At 64.2% G+C, this 14,651-nt stretch carries 14 protein-coding genes and 1 pseudogene; 6 read left to right on the top strand and 9 right to left on the bottom strand.

Translation table 11 applies throughout. The features are described from left to right. Positions 1-59: 59 nt before the first annotated feature. The 8 genes from KW845_RS04335 to KW845_RS04370 all read right to left on the bottom strand — a co-directional run bounded on the left by KW845_RS04335 (position 60) and on the right by KW845_RS04370 (position 7,328). Complete coding sequence (locus KW845_RS04335) at positions 60-839, bottom strand: enoyl-CoA hydratase/isomerase family protein (RefSeq protein ID WP_218367928.1); 780 nt, start codon at positions 837-839, stop codon at positions 60-62. Further along, the gene (locus KW845_RS04340; protein ID WP_218367929.1) at positions 836-1,231 is read right to left on the bottom strand and encodes a Zn-ribbon domain-containing OB-fold protein; all 396 of its coding nucleotides are present in this window, start codon (positions 1,229-1,231) and stop codon (positions 836-838) included. Before KW845_RS04340 ends, KW845_RS04335 begins: the two co-directional genes overlap by 4 nt. 4 nt (positions 1,232-1,235) lie before the next feature. After that, positions 1,236-2,408: a thiolase family protein gene (locus KW845_RS04345; protein ID WP_218367930.1), complete on the bottom strand. Its 1,173-nt coding sequence runs from the start codon at positions 2,406-2,408 to the stop codon at positions 1,236-1,238. Then, complete coding sequence (locus KW845_RS04350; protein WP_218367931.1) at positions 2,405-3,547, bottom strand: acyl-CoA dehydrogenase family protein; 1,143 nt, start codon at positions 3,545-3,547, stop codon at positions 2,405-2,407. The genes KW845_RS04345 and KW845_RS04350 overlap by 4 nt, the downstream gene beginning before the upstream one ends. A 1-nt stretch (position 3,548) precedes the next feature. Further along, the gene (locus tag KW845_RS04355) at positions 3,549-4,271 is read right to left on the bottom strand and encodes an enoyl-CoA hydratase/isomerase family protein (protein WP_218367932.1); all 723 of its coding nucleotides are present in this window, start codon (positions 4,269-4,271) and stop codon (positions 3,549-3,551) included. A gap of 1 nt (position 4,272) precedes the next feature. Next, complete coding sequence (locus KW845_RS04360; RefSeq protein WP_218367933.1) at positions 4,273-5,070, bottom strand: aspartate/glutamate racemase family protein; 798 nt, start codon at positions 5,068-5,070, stop codon at positions 4,273-4,275. Positions 5,071-5,096: 26 nt separating this feature from the next. Further along, entirely contained in the window at positions 5,097-6,116 is a 1,020-nt protein-coding gene (locus tag KW845_RS04365; RefSeq protein WP_255592466.1) for a tripartite tricarboxylate transporter substrate binding protein, read from the bottom strand. Between the two features lie 519 nt (positions 6,117-6,635). Continuing rightward, a complete protein-coding gene (locus KW845_RS04370; RefSeq protein WP_218367935.1) occupies positions 6,636-7,328 on the bottom strand; it encodes a GntR family transcriptional regulator in 693 nt (230 codons plus the stop codon). A gap of 147 nt (positions 7,329-7,475) precedes the next feature. On the opposite strand from KW845_RS04370, the gene KW845_RS04375 reads away from it, so the two are divergent. The 5 genes from KW845_RS04375 (at position 7,476) to KW845_RS04395 (ending at position 13,202) form a co-directional block, all read left to right on the top strand. Further along, positions 7,476-8,693, top strand: coding sequence for a CaiB/BaiF CoA-transferase family protein (locus KW845_RS04375; protein ID WP_218367936.1), 1,218 nt, complete (start codon positions 7,476-7,478; stop codon positions 8,691-8,693). Continuing rightward, complete coding sequence (locus KW845_RS04380; protein ID WP_218367937.1) at positions 8,686-9,873, top strand: CaiB/BaiF CoA-transferase family protein; 1,188 nt, start codon at positions 8,686-8,688, stop codon at positions 9,871-9,873. The genes KW845_RS04375 and KW845_RS04380 overlap by 8 nt, the downstream gene beginning before the upstream one ends. Next, positions 9,870-11,090 carry a CaiB/BaiF CoA-transferase family protein gene (locus KW845_RS04385; RefSeq protein WP_218367938.1) on the top strand — a complete coding sequence of 407 codons (1,221 nt, stop codon included), beginning with the start codon at positions 9,870-9,872 and terminating at the stop codon, positions 11,088-11,090. The genes KW845_RS04380 and KW845_RS04385 overlap by 4 nt, the downstream gene beginning before the upstream one ends. A 54-nt stretch (positions 11,091-11,144) precedes the next feature. Beyond that, complete coding sequence (locus KW845_RS04390; RefSeq protein WP_218367939.1) at positions 11,145-12,116, top strand: tripartite tricarboxylate transporter substrate binding protein; 972 nt, start codon at positions 11,145-11,147, stop codon at positions 12,114-12,116. An 84-nt stretch (positions 12,117-12,200) separates the two neighbouring features. Beyond that, on the top strand, positions 12,201-13,202 hold the full coding sequence (locus KW845_RS04395; RefSeq protein WP_218367940.1) for a tripartite tricarboxylate transporter substrate binding protein: 1,002 nt from the start codon (positions 12,201-12,203) through the stop codon (positions 13,200-13,202). Positions 13,203-13,241: 39 nt separating this feature from the next. Here KW845_RS04395 and KW845_RS04400 read toward each other — a convergent pair. Then, a pseudogene (locus KW845_RS04400) lies at positions 13,242-13,812 on the bottom strand (aspartate/glutamate racemase family protein). Positions 13,813-14,086: 274 nt separating this feature from the next. Here KW845_RS04400 and KW845_RS04405 point away from each other — a divergent pair. Next, entirely contained in the window at positions 14,087-14,644 is a 558-nt protein-coding gene (locus KW845_RS04405; RefSeq protein ID WP_218367941.1) for a hypothetical protein, read from the top strand. Positions 14,645-14,651: the final 7 nt, after the last annotated feature.

The following is a 14,651-nucleotide window of genomic DNA, read 5'->3' on the forward strand; positions in this document are numbered from 1 at the left end:
GCAGGCCCGGGGCGCAATGTCGGCCGGTGCTGCCGCGGGACGCTGGCGGCATCGCGCGCCTATTGCCCGGTGTAGCGGGGCGGACGCTTTTCCTGGAAAGCGAGCGCGGCTTCCACGCGGTCTTGGGTATCCACCAGGTGGCTGCATAGATCGCTTTCCAGCCGCATGCCGTCGGCCAGCGACAGTTCGGCACCGCTGCGCACCGCTTCCTTGGCGAACTGCGTGGCCAGGGGCGGGCGCGCGGCGATGCGCCTGGCCAGGTCGCCGGCGGCTTGCTGCAGGTCGTCGGGCGAAGCCAGCCGGGAAACCAGGCCCATGGCCAGCGCCCGCTGGGCGTCCAGCCGTTCGCCGGTCAGCACCAGGTCGAGCGCCAGGCCCAGCCCTAGCACGCGGGTAAGGCGTTGCGTGCCACCGGCGCCGGGAATGATGCCGTGGCCGGTTTCGGGCAATCCGAACAAGGCGTCAGTAGCGGCGATACGGATATCGCAGGCCAGCGCGATCTCCAGGCCGCCGCCCAGGCAGTGGCCATGCACCGCGGCGATCACCGGCTTGACCGCGCGGTCGAAGGCCGCGATCCAGTGACGATGCACGCGCGCCTGGCGATACGCCGTCGGTTGTGGTGTGGCGACAAATTCCTTGATATCGGCACCGGCACAGAAAGCGCGCGGCCCGGCGCCGCGCACCACGATGGCCCGCACTTGCGGGTCGGCGTCGGCCGTGGCCAGCGCCTCGGGTAGCAAGCGCCGCACGTCTTCGTTGATGGCGTTCATTGCGTCGGGGCGGTTCAGCGTGATCCACGCGACCGCATCCTGGGTATGGACGAGCACGGCGTCGGTCATGATGCCTCCGTGGTGGCGGGTTCGAACTGCGGTGGCTGACCCGGTGCGCCGAGGTGCACTTGCACGCGCAGGCCGATGCGGACCTGGTCGGGCGCGATGCCGACCAGCCGGGTCATCAGGTGGGGGCCTTCGCCGGTAGCGACGATGGCCACGGTGTAAGGCACGTCGGCAGCGAACGCCGGGCTGGGCGCACGGTGCACGATGGAATAGCTGTAGACCGTGCCGCGGCCGCTGGTGCGCGCTGGCGCGACATCGGCGCTGCCGCAGAAAGGGCAGGCCGGGCGCGGGTAGAAATGGAAGCGCCCGCAGGCGGCGCAGCATGGCAGGGCGAAGCCCAGGTTGCGCACCTGGCCCCAGTACGAATCGTGTCGGTCGGTGTCGGCGTCGGACATGGCGTCAGGCCTTTGCAATGATCAGGGTGGCGTGCAGGCCGATGATGCCGCCGTTGCCGTGCACCAGCGCTACCTCGGCGTCCGGAACCTGGCGGGCGTCGGCCTGGCCACGCACCTGGCGCACGCCTTCCAGCAGGTGCAGCATGCCCCCGGCCAGGCCGGGGTGGCCGGCCGAGAGCAGCCCCCCATGGGTAGTAACCGGCAGCCTGCCGCCCGGCCCGATGGCGCCGTGCTCGACGTAGCGGCCCCCCTCGCCCTTGGCACAGAAGCCCAGGTCTTCCAGTTCGATGATGACGGTGATGGTGAAGCAGTCGTATAGCTCGGCCACGTCGATGTCCGTTGGCGACAGGCCCGCCATGGCGAAGGCGTCGCGGCCGGATTGCACCGCGCCGGTGGTGGTGACGTTGCGGTAGTCGCCGATATAGGTATGCGAATGCCCGTAGCCGTGGCCTAGCAGCGCGACCGCGGGCTGGCGCAGGTCGCGCGCGCGTTCAGGCGTGGTGACGATGAATGCGGCCGCGCCGTCGGACACCAGCGCGCAATCCAGCAGCCGTAGCGGCGAGGTGATCATGCGCGACTGCATCACATCGGCCACCGAGATCGGATCCCGCTTGTGCGCCAGTGGATTGCGCGTGGCGTGCGCGCGCATGGCCACCGCCACTTCGGCCATCTGCTCGAAGGTGGTGCCGTATTCGTGCATGTGGCGCTGGGCCGCCAGCGCGTACAGCGTGGGCACCATCGGGCCGTAGGGGGCTTCGAACTCCGGATGCGCCCAGCCGGCGTCGGCCATCTTGCGTATTGCCGAGCCGCGCGAATGGAACGACAACAGGTTCTGCCCGGCCACGCACAGCACGGTCTCGCACTGCCCCGTGGCCACTGCCATGGCCGCGTGATGGGCCATGGCCACGCCCGAGGCGCCGGCCACGTCCAGCGTGGCTAGATAGCGCGGGTGCAGGCCCAGGCCTTCGGCCACCACGCCGCAGGGCATGGCCCAGTTCTCCACGCGCAGCGGCGTGGTGAGCAGGCCGTCGATGTCCTGCAGCGCCAGGCCGGCATCGGCCAGCGCGCCCAGGGCCGCCTGGCGCTGCAGGCCAAGAGCATCGAATTGCGGCACCAGCCCGATCGGGCTTTCGCCCACGCCGGCGATGACCGCTGCCAGAGGTGAATGCCGGCTCACTGCAGCACCTCGCGCGCGATCAGCATGCGCTGGATTTCAGACGATCCTTCGCCCACCCGGTAATGGCGGATGTCGCGGTAGAAGCGTTCTACCGGAAAACCGCGTACCAGCCCCATCCCACCGTGGATCTGCACCACCCGGTCGGCGACGCGGCCGACCATTTCCGAAGCGGCCAGCTTGCACATGCTGGGCGCGCTGCCGGTGTCTTCACCGGCGTGCAGGCGGCGCAGAGTTTCGTAGACGAAGGCGCGCGCGAGCGCCAGTTCAGTGGCCGAGTCGGCCAGCATCCACTGGATGGCCTGGCGTTCGGCCAAGGGTTTGCCGAAGGTGGTGCGTTCCCGGGCATGCAGTGCCGCCATTTCCAGCAGGCGGTCAGCCGCGCCCAGGCAAGAGCACGCCACGCCCATGCGGCCGCTGGCAAGCGATGACATGGCCACCTTGAAGCCTTGGCCGACTTCGCCCAGCACGCAGCCTGCCGGCAGCACGCAATCGTCGAAAGCCAGTTCGGCCAGCTTGATGGGTTCCGAACCGATCGTGGTGTCGACCCGCGAGACCGTGAAACCGGGCGTGTCCTTGTCGACCAGGAAAGCGGTGATGCCGCCGCGCGCGCGCTTTTGCGGGTCGTTGACAGCCATGACCAGCACCACGTCGGCGATGTGGGCGCCGCTGATATAGTGCTTGCGGCCGTTGAGTACCCAGCCGTCGCCGCGTGGCTCGGCGCGCGTCTGGATTGCTTGCGCATCCGAGCCCGCTGCCGGCTCGGTAAGCGCGAACGCCGCGTTCAGCGTGCCCGCGCACAGCCCGGCCAGGTAGCGCTCTTGCTGGGCGGCAGTGCCGAAGCGGGCGATCGCGATGGGGTTCAGGCCGCTGGTGGCGTCCAGGATCAGCGTGAAGATGCGGTGCGACCGGCTGAATTCTTCCAGTACCAGGCAATAAGTGGGCAGATCGAAGTCGCCGCCGCCGAATTCCGCGGGCAGGCGCATGCCAAGGTAGCCGTGCTCGCGCAGCAGCGGCACGGTACGCTCGGGAAGTTGGCCGGTGCGGTCGATTTCCTGGGCGATAGGCTCGAGCTGCTGCTGCGTGAAGCGGCGGATGGCCGCGCGCATTTCGGCGAGTTCCGGGCTGATTTCCAGTTGCAAGTCAGGTCTCCTGGGGGCGGGGTGATGTCGCGATCTGGCTGGCGAGCGTGGCGGCTTCCGCCGCCTTGGCCAGATGCTGGCGCAGGTCGCGGTTGATCCAGCGCTTGTTGGCAGCATAGGCATGGCCGGCGTGCGCGCCGCGTGCCTGGGCCAGTGTGGCGCAGCGCTCGCGCAATGCCTCGGCAGGCGCCACATGGTCGACCAGGCCGGCCTGCAGGGCTTGGCCGGCATCGATGCGCTCGCCGGCCTGCACCAGCCGCTGGACTACCGGCCGGGACGCACGCTGCGCCACGATGGCCGCGCCCACTGGCGTGGGCATGCCCAGCCGGATCTCCGGCAGCGACAGCCAGGCATGCTCGGCCATGACGATTTCGTCGCAGGCCAGCGCCAGCATGGCGCCGGCGCCGACGGCCGGAGCCTGCACGCAGGCCAGCAGCGGCTTGGGGAAGTCCAGCAAGGTATAAAGGGTGTCCATCAGCAGGGTGCGGCGGCGTTGCGCGGCTTCTGCCTTGGGTAAATCGGCGAATTCTTTCAAGTCGGCGCCGGCACAGAACGCCCGGTCGCCCGCAGCGCCCAGCACAACCGCGCCGACGGCAGGTTCTTGTGCGGCCTGCTGCAGCGCGTCGGCCAACGCGCTGCATGTGGCCTGGTTCAACGCATTGGCGGCGGCCGGGCGCGCCAGCATCAGCCAGCGCACAGTGCCTTCGGTGATGGTCTCTATCATGTCAGCGCGCCGACAAGGCATCCACTTGCTCCAGGATGTCGGCGGGCGGGGTCGTGTAGGCCCACCGGCGGCCCACGCCCATCCCGGTCGCGCGCTGCAGCCGGACCATCATCTGCGCGGCCGCGAGTGCATTGCCGATGCAGTCCATCACCGTCGCGCCGTCGATCGTGCGCACGCCATTGAAGAAAAGCAGTTCGCTCAGCACGCCTTCGGCCGGTATCACCACGTCCGCCCCGCCTTCGACCAGGCGTTGGGCCACAGCGCGAAAATCCTCGCAGACGGCTTGCGGAGCGCCCATCGCCGCTTCGAGTTGCGCTTCGGTGACTGGGCGGTCCAGCGCCTCGATGCCGCTGACGCGCGCGCCCAGGGAATGTCGCGCCACCAGCGCCGCCACGCGCTTGACGCCAGCCGGTGCAAGCGGCACCAACGCGAAACGCTCGGCCAGCACGCACGCGGTCAACAGCGCGCTTTCGGGCATGGATACGACCGGAATGTGCAGGATCGAGCGGATCTCTGCCAGAAAGGGCTCGCTGAAGCTGCCCAGAACGACCGCATCGTGTCCTTCGGCCTGGGCCCGTCGGCAAAAGCCGATGGCTTCGCGCTGGATGACGTGCTTGACATAGGGGTAGCGCAGCATCTCTGCCGGGGTGCGGACGTCGTACCAATGATCCGAGGCACCGTTGAAGGTGACGGCGACTTCGTCGCCGCAGACCTCCCGCGCGTGCTGCGACAAGGCCTGGACGTAGCGGGGCAGATGGCCCAGCGGGGCCATGGACTGATACCAGATTTTCATGGTCATGACATGAGTCGTGAAAGGTGGGGGGACTATTCGGCCTTGGCGCCCGTCATCTTTACTATCGCGGTGTATTCGGGAGTTTCCTTGGCGATTTGCGAGGCGAACTGCTGCGGCGTACTGGCGATCTTTTCCAGTCCGCCGTCCACGAACAGGCGTTGGTGCACATCGGGCTGGTTCAGCGCGTCGATCACTGCGCCATGCAGCTTCTGCACGATCGCCGATGGCGTTCGCGCGGGCGCGAGCAGGCCATACCAGGAAACAATCTGGAAGCCCGGCAAACCCGATTCGGCCACCGTGGGAATGTCCGGGGCGAACGTGGCGCGTTTGGGCGTGACCACGGCCAATCCCTTCAGCGATCCGTTCTGCAGCGACGGCATGGCCGCCAGCAAGCCTCCAACCATCAGCTTCACGTGACCGGCCAGCAGGGCCGTGGTCGCGGGCGCCATGCCGCGGTAGGGGATGTGCACTATGTCGATGCCGGCGCGTTGCGCCAGCAGGGCACCCGCCAGATGGCCGCCGGATCCCGCGCCAGAAGACCCATAGCTCAATTCGCCCGGATGCGCCTTTGCGTACGCGATCAGTTCCTGCACGTTGTTCACCGGCACGGACGGATGCGCCAGCAGCACGAGAGGGATCTCGGCGATCTCGGTGATGGGCGCGAAATCTTTTTGCGGATCGAAAGGCAGCTTGTCATACAGGGAGACGTTCACCACCAGCGGGCCGTTCGTACCTAGCAGCAGTGTCTGTCCGTCGGGCGCCGCGCGGGCGACTTCTTCGGTGCCGATATTGCCGCCTGCGCCCGAACGGTTCTCGATGACGAACGGCTGCCCCAGGCTGGCCGCGAGTTTCGCGGCAATACTGCGCGCCACCACGTCCGCCGGGCCGCCCGGCGGATAGGGCACGATGATGCGGACAGGGCTCGAGGGGTAGGTGGCGGCCCCGTTCGCGGCGCGCGCGGGACTCGATACGGTCAGCATGGCGGCGGCGCACGCCGCGCCAAGTACGGCCAGGCGGTGCAAGGCGTGGCGGCGCGCAATGCTCAGAGTCATCACGATGGTCTCCGTTCTATTTTTAATTTGCACTGCAGATTAAATAATTGCTATGCGAGTAAGGATAGAGCGCGCCCGTGAGGCTGTCAACGAAACGCCGGTGCCGATCGCCGGTTTCTAAGGCAGTTTCCTGGCGCAGCCTTGTGAGCTTGTGAAGAACTTCCTGGCAAAGGTTCCACTCATCAATCTGCTTGGTGAGCGGGGTTGCCGTCAGCTACGTCTTTTCCCTGGGCGGGGAACGTATGGTGCGGTGAGAACTGCGCGAGAGCGTCCCCGCGGCGCACCTGGATGCGTTGCACACGCCAGCCGGAGAAGCGCTCGCCCGCCTAGCCGGCGCGAGCTTTCTGGAGAATCGGAGTTACGGCTTCACCGTGCCCTTGCCGGCGAAGGTGTCCGTGGCAGGCGAGGGCGCTCTTCGACGTTGTCGGTGTTCTGAAGACGCCTTCCTGCGCGGGCCTGCACAATGCGCTCCAGCCTGCGTCATAAACAATCCCACGTCGCCTCAGCGAATGAGTGTGCCTACAGCTTGCCTTCCAGGCCCTTCAGAAACAACTGCTTGGTGACGGACAAGTGCTGGACGCAAACGCGGGCCAATGCCTTGCTGTCGCCGCGCTTGAGGGCTTCGATCATTTCCCAATGTTCTTCGGATGTCTGCTTGCGCCTGTTTTCGTTGTGCACGAACTGCATCCGGATGGGTTGGACCTGCATCGAATAATGCGCAATGGCCTTGTTCAGGGCTGTATTGCCGCATGCGCTGAACAAGGTCTGGTGAAACGCATTGTTCAGCGAGAACAGCCGGAAATAATCGCCTTCGCGCATGGCAGCGTCGTGCTGTTCTTGCAGAGAAGCCAGGCTGCGCAGAAAGTCGTCGGAAACCGGCATCGGAATTTGCCTGGCAGCGGCTGATTCCAGTATTTCTCGTACGCCGAAAAGATCCTGCACCTCTTGGGCGGTGTAGTCGCGAATGTATGCGCCGCGATTCTGATTACGCACGACCAGGCCCAGCGCGTGCATCTCGTCCAGGGCGCGTCGCACGGCATAGCGCGAAGCCCGGAAGCGCTTGATCAGATCGTCTTCCACCAGATGTTCGCGCAGGTGCAGCTTGCCCGTGATGATGTCCAGTTCCAGCGTTTCCGCGATCTCTTTCCAGCCCGATCGCGTGTCGGCTGCCGATGGCGCATTGGCTACTTGGGATGCCCGGTGTCCTGCCATATGTCTGCCTTGCACGTGTGAATAGTGAAATTCTATATCAATCGGCAAGATGGTCAGATAAATTCATCGATTGAATTATCGATAATTTCCTCGTACGATACTAAAAAAAGCGAAGGTGCAATTGCGCCGCATCAACCGGAGACCACGATGCAAGAAGTGCTGCAGGGCGTTCGCGTTGTCGATTTCACCCGGCATATGTCGGGCCCGTACTGCACCCTGCTGCTGGGCGACTTCGGCGCCGATGTCATCAAAGTAGAGTCAATGCCTCACGGTGATCCCACGCGCAAGATGGGTACCGCCTTTATTGATGGGGAATCGAGCCTGTTCCTGATCTGGAACCGCAGCAAACGTAGTCTGGCTCTGGACACGCGCAAGCCGCAGGCGCGCGAGATCATCCACCGCCTGGTTTCGAATGCGGACCTGTTGGCTGAAAACTTCCGCCCCGGCGTGGCCCAGAAAATGGGGCTGGGGTACGAGGAGCTGGCGGCGCTGAATAGCCGTCTAATCTACTTGTCCATCAGTGCATTCGGTGCCAACGGGCCGTACGCCAGGGTGCCCGGCACCGACCCGGTTGTGCAGGCGATGTCTGGCGTTATGTCGGTAACCGGCGAGGCGGGCCGGGATCCGGTCTTGGTCGGCTTTCCGGTGGCGGATTTTGCGTCCGCCATGGTCGCCGTGCAAGGCGCCTTGCTGGGCCTGATCGCGCGCCAGACGACGGGTCGGGGGCAGCGTGTCGACATCCCGATGCTGGCCTCGCTGGTGTTCGGCCTGACCACGCGTCTGGCTACTTACTGGGGCAGCGGCCAGCAGCCTGTGCGCGAGGGCAGCAGCCACAGCGCCGTTGCACCGTATCAGCGCTACGTTGCGCAGGACGGCGACATCGTGGCCGGCGCCTGGACCACTGACAGCTGGCCACGCTTTTGCCAGGCTCTGGACCTGTCGGAACTGGTCGAAGATCCCCGCTTTGCCGGGAATGTCGAGCGGATGCGCAATCGGGTCGCGCTCAATGAAATTCTGGATGCCACCTTTCGCTCCCGCACGGTGGCGCAATGGGAACAGGCGTTCCGGCAATCCAATGGGTTGTTCGGCCCCGTGCTGACGATTCCTCAGATGCTCGAGCATCCGCAGATCAAGGCGTTGGGCATTGTGCAGTCGCTCGATCACCCCAAGCTGGGGCCGATTCCCCATATTGCATCGCCGATTTTCATGTCTGACACGCCTGCCGAAGCACGCTTGCCTCCGCCGCAGTACGGCCAGCACACGCAACAGGTTCTGAATGAGCTCGGCTACTCCGATCGCCAGGTCGCAGAGCTGGCGCGCGCGCAGGTGGTGCACCTGGCTGCCGTGGAGAATGTCCATGGCTAAATCACCCAAGGTCGTGGATTTTTCCACGCATTTTTCCGGGCCGGTTGCCGCCCGATGGCTGACGCATCTTGGCGCCGATGTGATCAAGGTCGAGCATCCGGTTGTCGGTGACGGCAATCGCAAGTTCGGGCCCATGTTCCACGAAGACAGCGTGCACCATCTGTACCTGAATGCGGGAACGCGCAGCCTGGCCATGGCCTGGCAATCACCCGAATGGCCACGTACCGTGCAGGCCCTGGCTAATTGGGCCGATGTGGTGATCGTGGGAAATCGTCCTGCCCAGGCCGAGCGCCTGGGTATCGATGCGGCCGCGATGCTGGGCCATAACCCCGCGTTGGTTTACTGCATGATCACCGGCTACGGGCTGGACGGCGAGTGGGCCGCCTTGCCCGCGCACGGCTTGAATATGGATGCCCTGGCGGGCGCCGTGCTACTGAAGCGCGACGACGGAGATTTGCGTGTTTCGCATCGGTACCGCTCCGTGGGTACCACGGTGGCCGGAATCGAGGCTGCATTGGGAATCTACGCGGCACTGCATCGCCGCGCCCAGGGACAAGGCGGGCAGGTCGTGCAAGTGTCTATCTGGGAGGCTGCATTGGCCTGGCAGTGGCGCGATCTCGTTACGCAGGCCAACCTGGGCCATGCGTGGACTGAATATCAAGATCTGGGTTCGCGCTACGCTGTCTACACGACCCAGGATGACAAGGCCTTGCTGGTATGTCCCATTGAACAGCGGTTCTGGGAGCAGTTCTGCGACGTTCTGGGACTGCCTGCCGACATCAAGGCGCGGGGGGACTGGAGCGGTGGCATGGACCTCGGCGCAGATTATCGCAGCCTGGGAGAATCGCAACTGATTGCCGGCGTGATCCGGACCCGACCGCAGTCTGTGTGGCTGGAACGGCTGCGCGCCGCCCAGGTTCCGGTGTCGCCGGTGCTGGATTACACCGAGGCCATGGCAAGCGCACATGCCCAGGCCAATGGCGTCATGGGAAGCTACCAGATACATGGCCACACCGCTTCGATGCCTGTGCCGCCCGTCTCTATTACGCCGGTGGACTCTGGGGTGGATGGCGCAACCCTGGCGGCCAGCCACCGCGCGAAATCGGAATGTGTACCGCGGCCGCCCGATCTGGGCGAGCACAACCGGGAAATTCTCATGGAATTGGGGCTAGAGCCATGAACACAGCAAACACCCCTCTGCAAGGCGGCCTTGCGCAAGGCGTATTCGACGGCATACGCGTGCTGGATATCGGCCACGTCGTCGCCGGGCCTTTCGTGGCGTCGGTCATGGCCGACTTCGGTGCAGAAGTCATCAAAATCGAGAAGCCCGGAACGGGCGATCCGCTGCGATGGATCTACCCTAAAGACCAGGTCGGCCTGTTCTACAAGATGCAGGCCCGCAATAAGCAGTCCATCACGCTGGATCTGAAGCACCCCGAGGGCAAGGCCCTGTTCCTGGACCTTGTGGCGCGCAGCGATGTCCTGGTAGAGAATTTTCGCCCTGGCGTCATGGAGCGCTTGGGCCTGGGCTGGGATGTGCTGTCAGAGATCAACCCGCGCCTGGTCATGTGCCGCCTTTCGGGCTTCGGCCAGACTGGCCCGTACGCGGGGCGTCGTGCATATGGGCGCATCGGCGAGGCATTCGCCGGTTTTGCCCATATCACGGGCGATCCGAACGGTCCGCCTTCGCACTCGCAAATGTCGGTGGGGGATACGGTGGCTGGCACCTGGGCGGCCATGGGCGTCATGATGGCGCTGTACTGGCGAGATGCACAGGCGGGCGGGGCTGGCCAGGTGATCGACATCGGCTTGTACGAAGGCCTGTTTCGTCAGATCGAGCAGCAGGTCATTGTGTACGACCAGCTTGGCAAAGCGCTGGAGCGTACCGGCAGTAATCATCGAAATGTGCCATACACCGGCCTGTTCAAGACCCGGGACGGGGGCTACTACTCGTTCTCGGCCGTTACGGAGCGTAGCGCTCGCGACATACTGGCCGCGATGAGCCTGGCGCAGGACGATCGATTCAATACCTTTGAGCGCTGCATGCAGCACCGCGATGAATTCGCGACCGCTGTGACAGGATGGATGGGCGCGCGCAGCCTGCACGAAATAGATGAGCTGTTCCAGCATCACGATGCGCCGGGTACGCCGGTAAAGAGCATCGCGGACTTGATGGACGATCCGCACATCCAGGCGCGCGAGATGATGATCTCGGTGCCGGACAAAGATCTGGGCACCGTGCGCATGCAGGGGGTCGTACCCAAGCTGTCGCGTACACCGGGAAAAGTCCGGCACGCCGGCCAGGTTCTGGGCGAATCGAACGGCCACGTTTACAAGGATCTATTGGGTTGTACCGATGCAAGGCTGCAGGAATTACGCCGCAAAGGCGTGATCTAGCGACGTAGAACCCGACCCGCCATTTCAGGCTGGCGTAGAGCAAGGAGACAAACCATGAAGATCCTTTTCAGGCTGATCGCCGCGAGCGCATTCGCCCTTGGCACTTTGTGCGGCGCCGCGCATGCACGGGATTACCCCACGCGTCCCGTCAATTTAGTCATTACGTTCGGTCCCGGCAGCGGGGCGGACACCATCGGCCGCATCCTGGCCGACGGGCTATCCAAGGAAATCGGCACGTCTATCGTGGTGGAAAACCGTGCGGGCGCGGGCGGTGCGGTAGGCACGGCGTATACGGCCAGGGCCGCGGCCGATGGTTATACGCTGATGCTGGGTGCGACCCCGATGACCGTCGCGCCGCACATGCAGACATCGGCGCCATACGACGCGGTCAAGGATTTCGTGCCCATCATCAAGGTGGCCGAATTGCCGCTGATGCTGATTGCATCCAAGAATGCGCCGTTCGATAGCTTTCCGGCGTTGGTGAAATACGCGCGCAGCCATCCGGGGGCGCTGACTTATGCGACTTCGGGCAAGGGGTCGCCCAGCCATCTATCGGTTGAGATGCTGCGCCAGGCGATCGATATCGACGTGCGCGACGTGCCATATTCCAGCGGCAGTCAAGCAATGGCCGACACGCTGGGCGGCCAGGTCTCGTTCTATTTTCCGGCCATTACGGCGGCCCTGGCGCAAGTAAACGGGGGCGCCGCGCAGGCGCTGGCCATCGGCGCAAAGCAGCGATCAGAAAAGGCGCCAGATGTGCCCACCATCCACGACGTCACGGGGGCCGACGGGCTGGAGGTCATCACCTGGTATGGCCTATTCGCGCCGGCTGGAACGCCGCAGGCCGTTGTCGACAAAGTCCACGCCGCAGCCTCCCGCGTCATGCAGGACCCGCAGATTCGCGAACGCATCAGCAAGACGGGTGCCGATGTCGCGGTAAGCGGCCCCGGCGATTTCGCCAAGGAGGTCAAGATGGACGATGCCCGCTATGCCAGGCTCGTGCGCGACCTGGATCTGTCCCAGTGAACCGGGTGGTCGCCGGGCCAATATGGAAATTTCATAACATCGGCCGCGCCGGGCGAATTCGGCAAGGCTGAAAAAGGAGACACCATGCGTTCTTATTCACGGCCTTGCCCTTCATGGCGCTACACCGGCCTGACAATTGCCTGCGCTGCAATTCTGGCTTTGGCGGCGCCAGCCAGCCAGGCAGCAGGTGCGGCCGATTGGCCAGGCCGGCCGATAACACTAGTCGCACCGTCTGCGCCAGGCGGCGCTACTGACTCTGTCGGCAAGATCCTCGGCCGTTATCTGGAAACCTATTTTCACCAGCCTGTGGTGGTGGTTACCAAGCCCGGCGCTGGCGCCACCATCGGTGCTGCATATGTACGATCGGCCGCGCCGGATGGCTATGTGCTGCTGATATCTGGTAGCTCGACGCATTCTGCGAATCCCTACCTTTTCAAGACGTTGAGCTATAACCCCGCCAGTGACTTCCGGGATGTCGGCATGGTTGGTTTCATTCCGGCAGTTGGACTGGTGCGGTCGTCGCTGCCGATTCGTTCGGCCGGCGACCTGATCGCATACGCAAAGGCCCATCCCGGCAAGCTGTCATACGGCCACGCCACGTCGTCGTCGCAAGTGCCGCCGGCCATCATTGCGGCCAATGCGAATATCGATGTTTTGGGTGCGGCCTATAAAAGCCTGTCGCAGATCATCATCGATATTGCCGGCGGCATCATCGATTTTGCGTTTCTGGACATCATGTCTGCACAGCCTGCACTCAAGCTCAAGGAGATTACGCCGTTTGCTGTCACTTCTCCAAAGCGGGATCCCATGCTGCCTGACGTTCCCGCGGTTTCAGAAGCCCTGCCGGGCTACGAAGTCAGAAGCTGGATCGGCATTGCCGCTCCAGCACAGACGCCTGACGAGATAGTCGAGAAACTCAGTGCAGGTTTGAACAAGGCACTCGGGGATGCACCGACCAAGGCTGCCCTGCAGCGGCTGGGGATGACGGTTCAGCCGATGTCGGTGGCTGAAATGGGCGAGTTCACCCGGGCTGATCGTGAGCGTTGGAAAGGGTGGGTGAAGCTGGCAAATATTCAGCCTCGGTAAGGCATATCAGGCAGGGTGCGGTCTTTCACGCCAGCCAAGCTAGCCTTCCATCGACCAGCGCGCGGCTTCGGCTGCTTGAATCGCGGTCGTGTCGAAAAGCGGCACGGGCGCGTCTTGCGGCCGCACCAACAGTGATATCTCGGTGCGACCGAGGATGATGGCCTGCGCGCCCTTGGCGACAAGGCGATCAATAATCGCCACGTACTGTTCGCGCGAGACCTCTTTCACGATACCCAGGCACAACTCATCGTAGATGACTTTGTGTATGACGGCGCGGTCCTGTTCCTCGGGAGTCAGGACATTGAGGCCGTGGTCGCGTTCCAGGCGCGCACGATAGAAATCCTGCTCCACCGTGAAACGAGTGCCCAGCAGGCCGATGGTGTGCAGGCCGGCAGCCTTGATTGCTGCCGCCGTGGGATCGGCGATCTTCCGCCTTGCCCTACTCGCCGGTGTGCTGCAATTCCTCGATTTCTTGAAAATCAACGCTGAACAGGATCACCTTGGCGGAATGCAGCCCGCCAAGCCGGTCTTTGACCGCCTCGTTGATGTGGCGATAGTAAGGAACCGTGGATTCCCAGCTCATGCCACCGATGAGGCCGATCGTTTTCATGCTTGACTCCATTTGAAAGTTGCCTTGGTGGCGCAGTGCCGCCGCGGTCGGCAATTTTCCCAGCATAACTCCCATCACCTTGATATCAGTATCGCACTACAAATGCATGGCACATAAGCGAAGAAAACCGTAGAAAGCTCCAGGGCCATCTGCAAGGGGATGAGCAACACGGATCGTCTTGTCAGCGTTTCGGCGGCCCCTGATTTTTGGGATCGTAGCCCGTTACAATCCCATTGGTGCCGCGTTATACGTCACGCGCGGCCAGGGAGTTGCCATGATCCTGAATGCCATCGACCAACTTGGCCGGGTCCGTATCGACGAAGGCTGCGATCCCTATCGCGCCGAGCGCTCGCGCCCCCAGACGCGGGCCGATCTGCAAGCCGATCGCGTGGCGCGAACGCAATCGGCGCATTTTGCACGCCTTACCGCCGCACGCGAGCAGGCTGAGGCAACGACGGCATCGATTCAAAAAAAGGTCAATGCGGGTGCTTCGGCCCGGCCTGTCAATTGGCTGCGCGATCTATACGCCAGCCATCGTCTGACGAGCGCCGTCCAGGCCTTTCTCGACGAACAAGCCATGCTGCAGGAACGCGCCGACGCTGCCACTGACCTGGGCACGATACAGGGCCTGCTGCCGCTTCAACCCTATCGCTTCGCGACGGGCAATCCGCCGATCCAGCCGCAACAGTTGGTTGCCGCGGCAAGCGTCGTGCCGGCCATGGTGGGCTCGGTGGCCAATATGGCCGTGCTGCGTAGCGCCACCGACGACGCGCTCAGCACCAATCCCGCCACGCGCGCCGGCGTGCGCCGCCTGCCCGAAACCGACGCCTGACGCCTGG

Origin of the sequence: Bordetella sp. BOR01 (genome assembly GCF_019218885.1) — a bacterium.
Lineage (GTDB): Bacteria > Pseudomonadota > Gammaproteobacteria > Burkholderiales > Burkholderiaceae_B > Bordetella_A.

Bases quoted from the DNA above. Each gene is read 5' to 3' on its own strand.
- KW845_RS04335 (WP_218367928.1), bottom strand. From the start codon at position 839: ATGACCGACGCCGTGCTCGTCCATACCCAGGATGCGGTCGCGTGGATC.
- KW845_RS04375 (WP_218367936.1), top strand. From the start codon at position 7,476: ATGCAAGAAGTGCTGCAGGGCGTTCGCGTTGTCGATTTCACCCGGCAT.
- KW845_RS04385 (WP_218367938.1), top strand. From the start codon at position 9,870: ATGAACACAGCAAACACCCCTCTGCAAGGCGGCCTTGCGCAAGGCGTA.
- KW845_RS04355 (WP_218367932.1), bottom strand. From the start codon at position 4,271: ATGATAGAGACCATCACCGAAGGCACTGTGCGCTGGCTGATGCTGGCG.
- KW845_RS04390 (WP_218367939.1), top strand. From the start codon at position 11,145: ATGAAGATCCTTTTCAGGCTGATCGCCGCGAGCGCATTCGCCCTTGGC.
- KW845_RS04380 (WP_218367937.1), top strand. From the start codon at position 8,686: ATGGCTAAATCACCCAAGGTCGTGGATTTTTCCACGCATTTTTCCGGG.
- KW845_RS04370 (WP_218367935.1), bottom strand. From the start codon at position 7,328: ATGGCAGGACACCGGGCATCCCAAGTAGCCAATGCGCCATCGGCAGCC.
- KW845_RS04360 (WP_218367933.1), bottom strand. From the start codon at position 5,070: ATGACCATGAAAATCTGGTATCAGTCCATGGCCCCGCTGGGCCATCTG.
- KW845_RS04405 (WP_218367941.1), top strand. From the start codon at position 14,087: ATGATCCTGAATGCCATCGACCAACTTGGCCGGGTCCGTATCGACGAA.
- KW845_RS04365 (WP_255592466.1), bottom strand. From the start codon at position 6,116: ATGACTCTGAGCATTGCGCGCCGCCACGCCTTGCACCGCCTGGCCGTA.
- KW845_RS04395 (WP_218367940.1), top strand. From the start codon at position 12,201: ATGCGTTCTTATTCACGGCCTTGCCCTTCATGGCGCTACACCGGCCTG.
- KW845_RS04340 (WP_218367929.1), bottom strand. From the start codon at position 1,231: ATGTCCGACGCCGACACCGACCGACACGATTCGTACTGGGGCCAGGTG.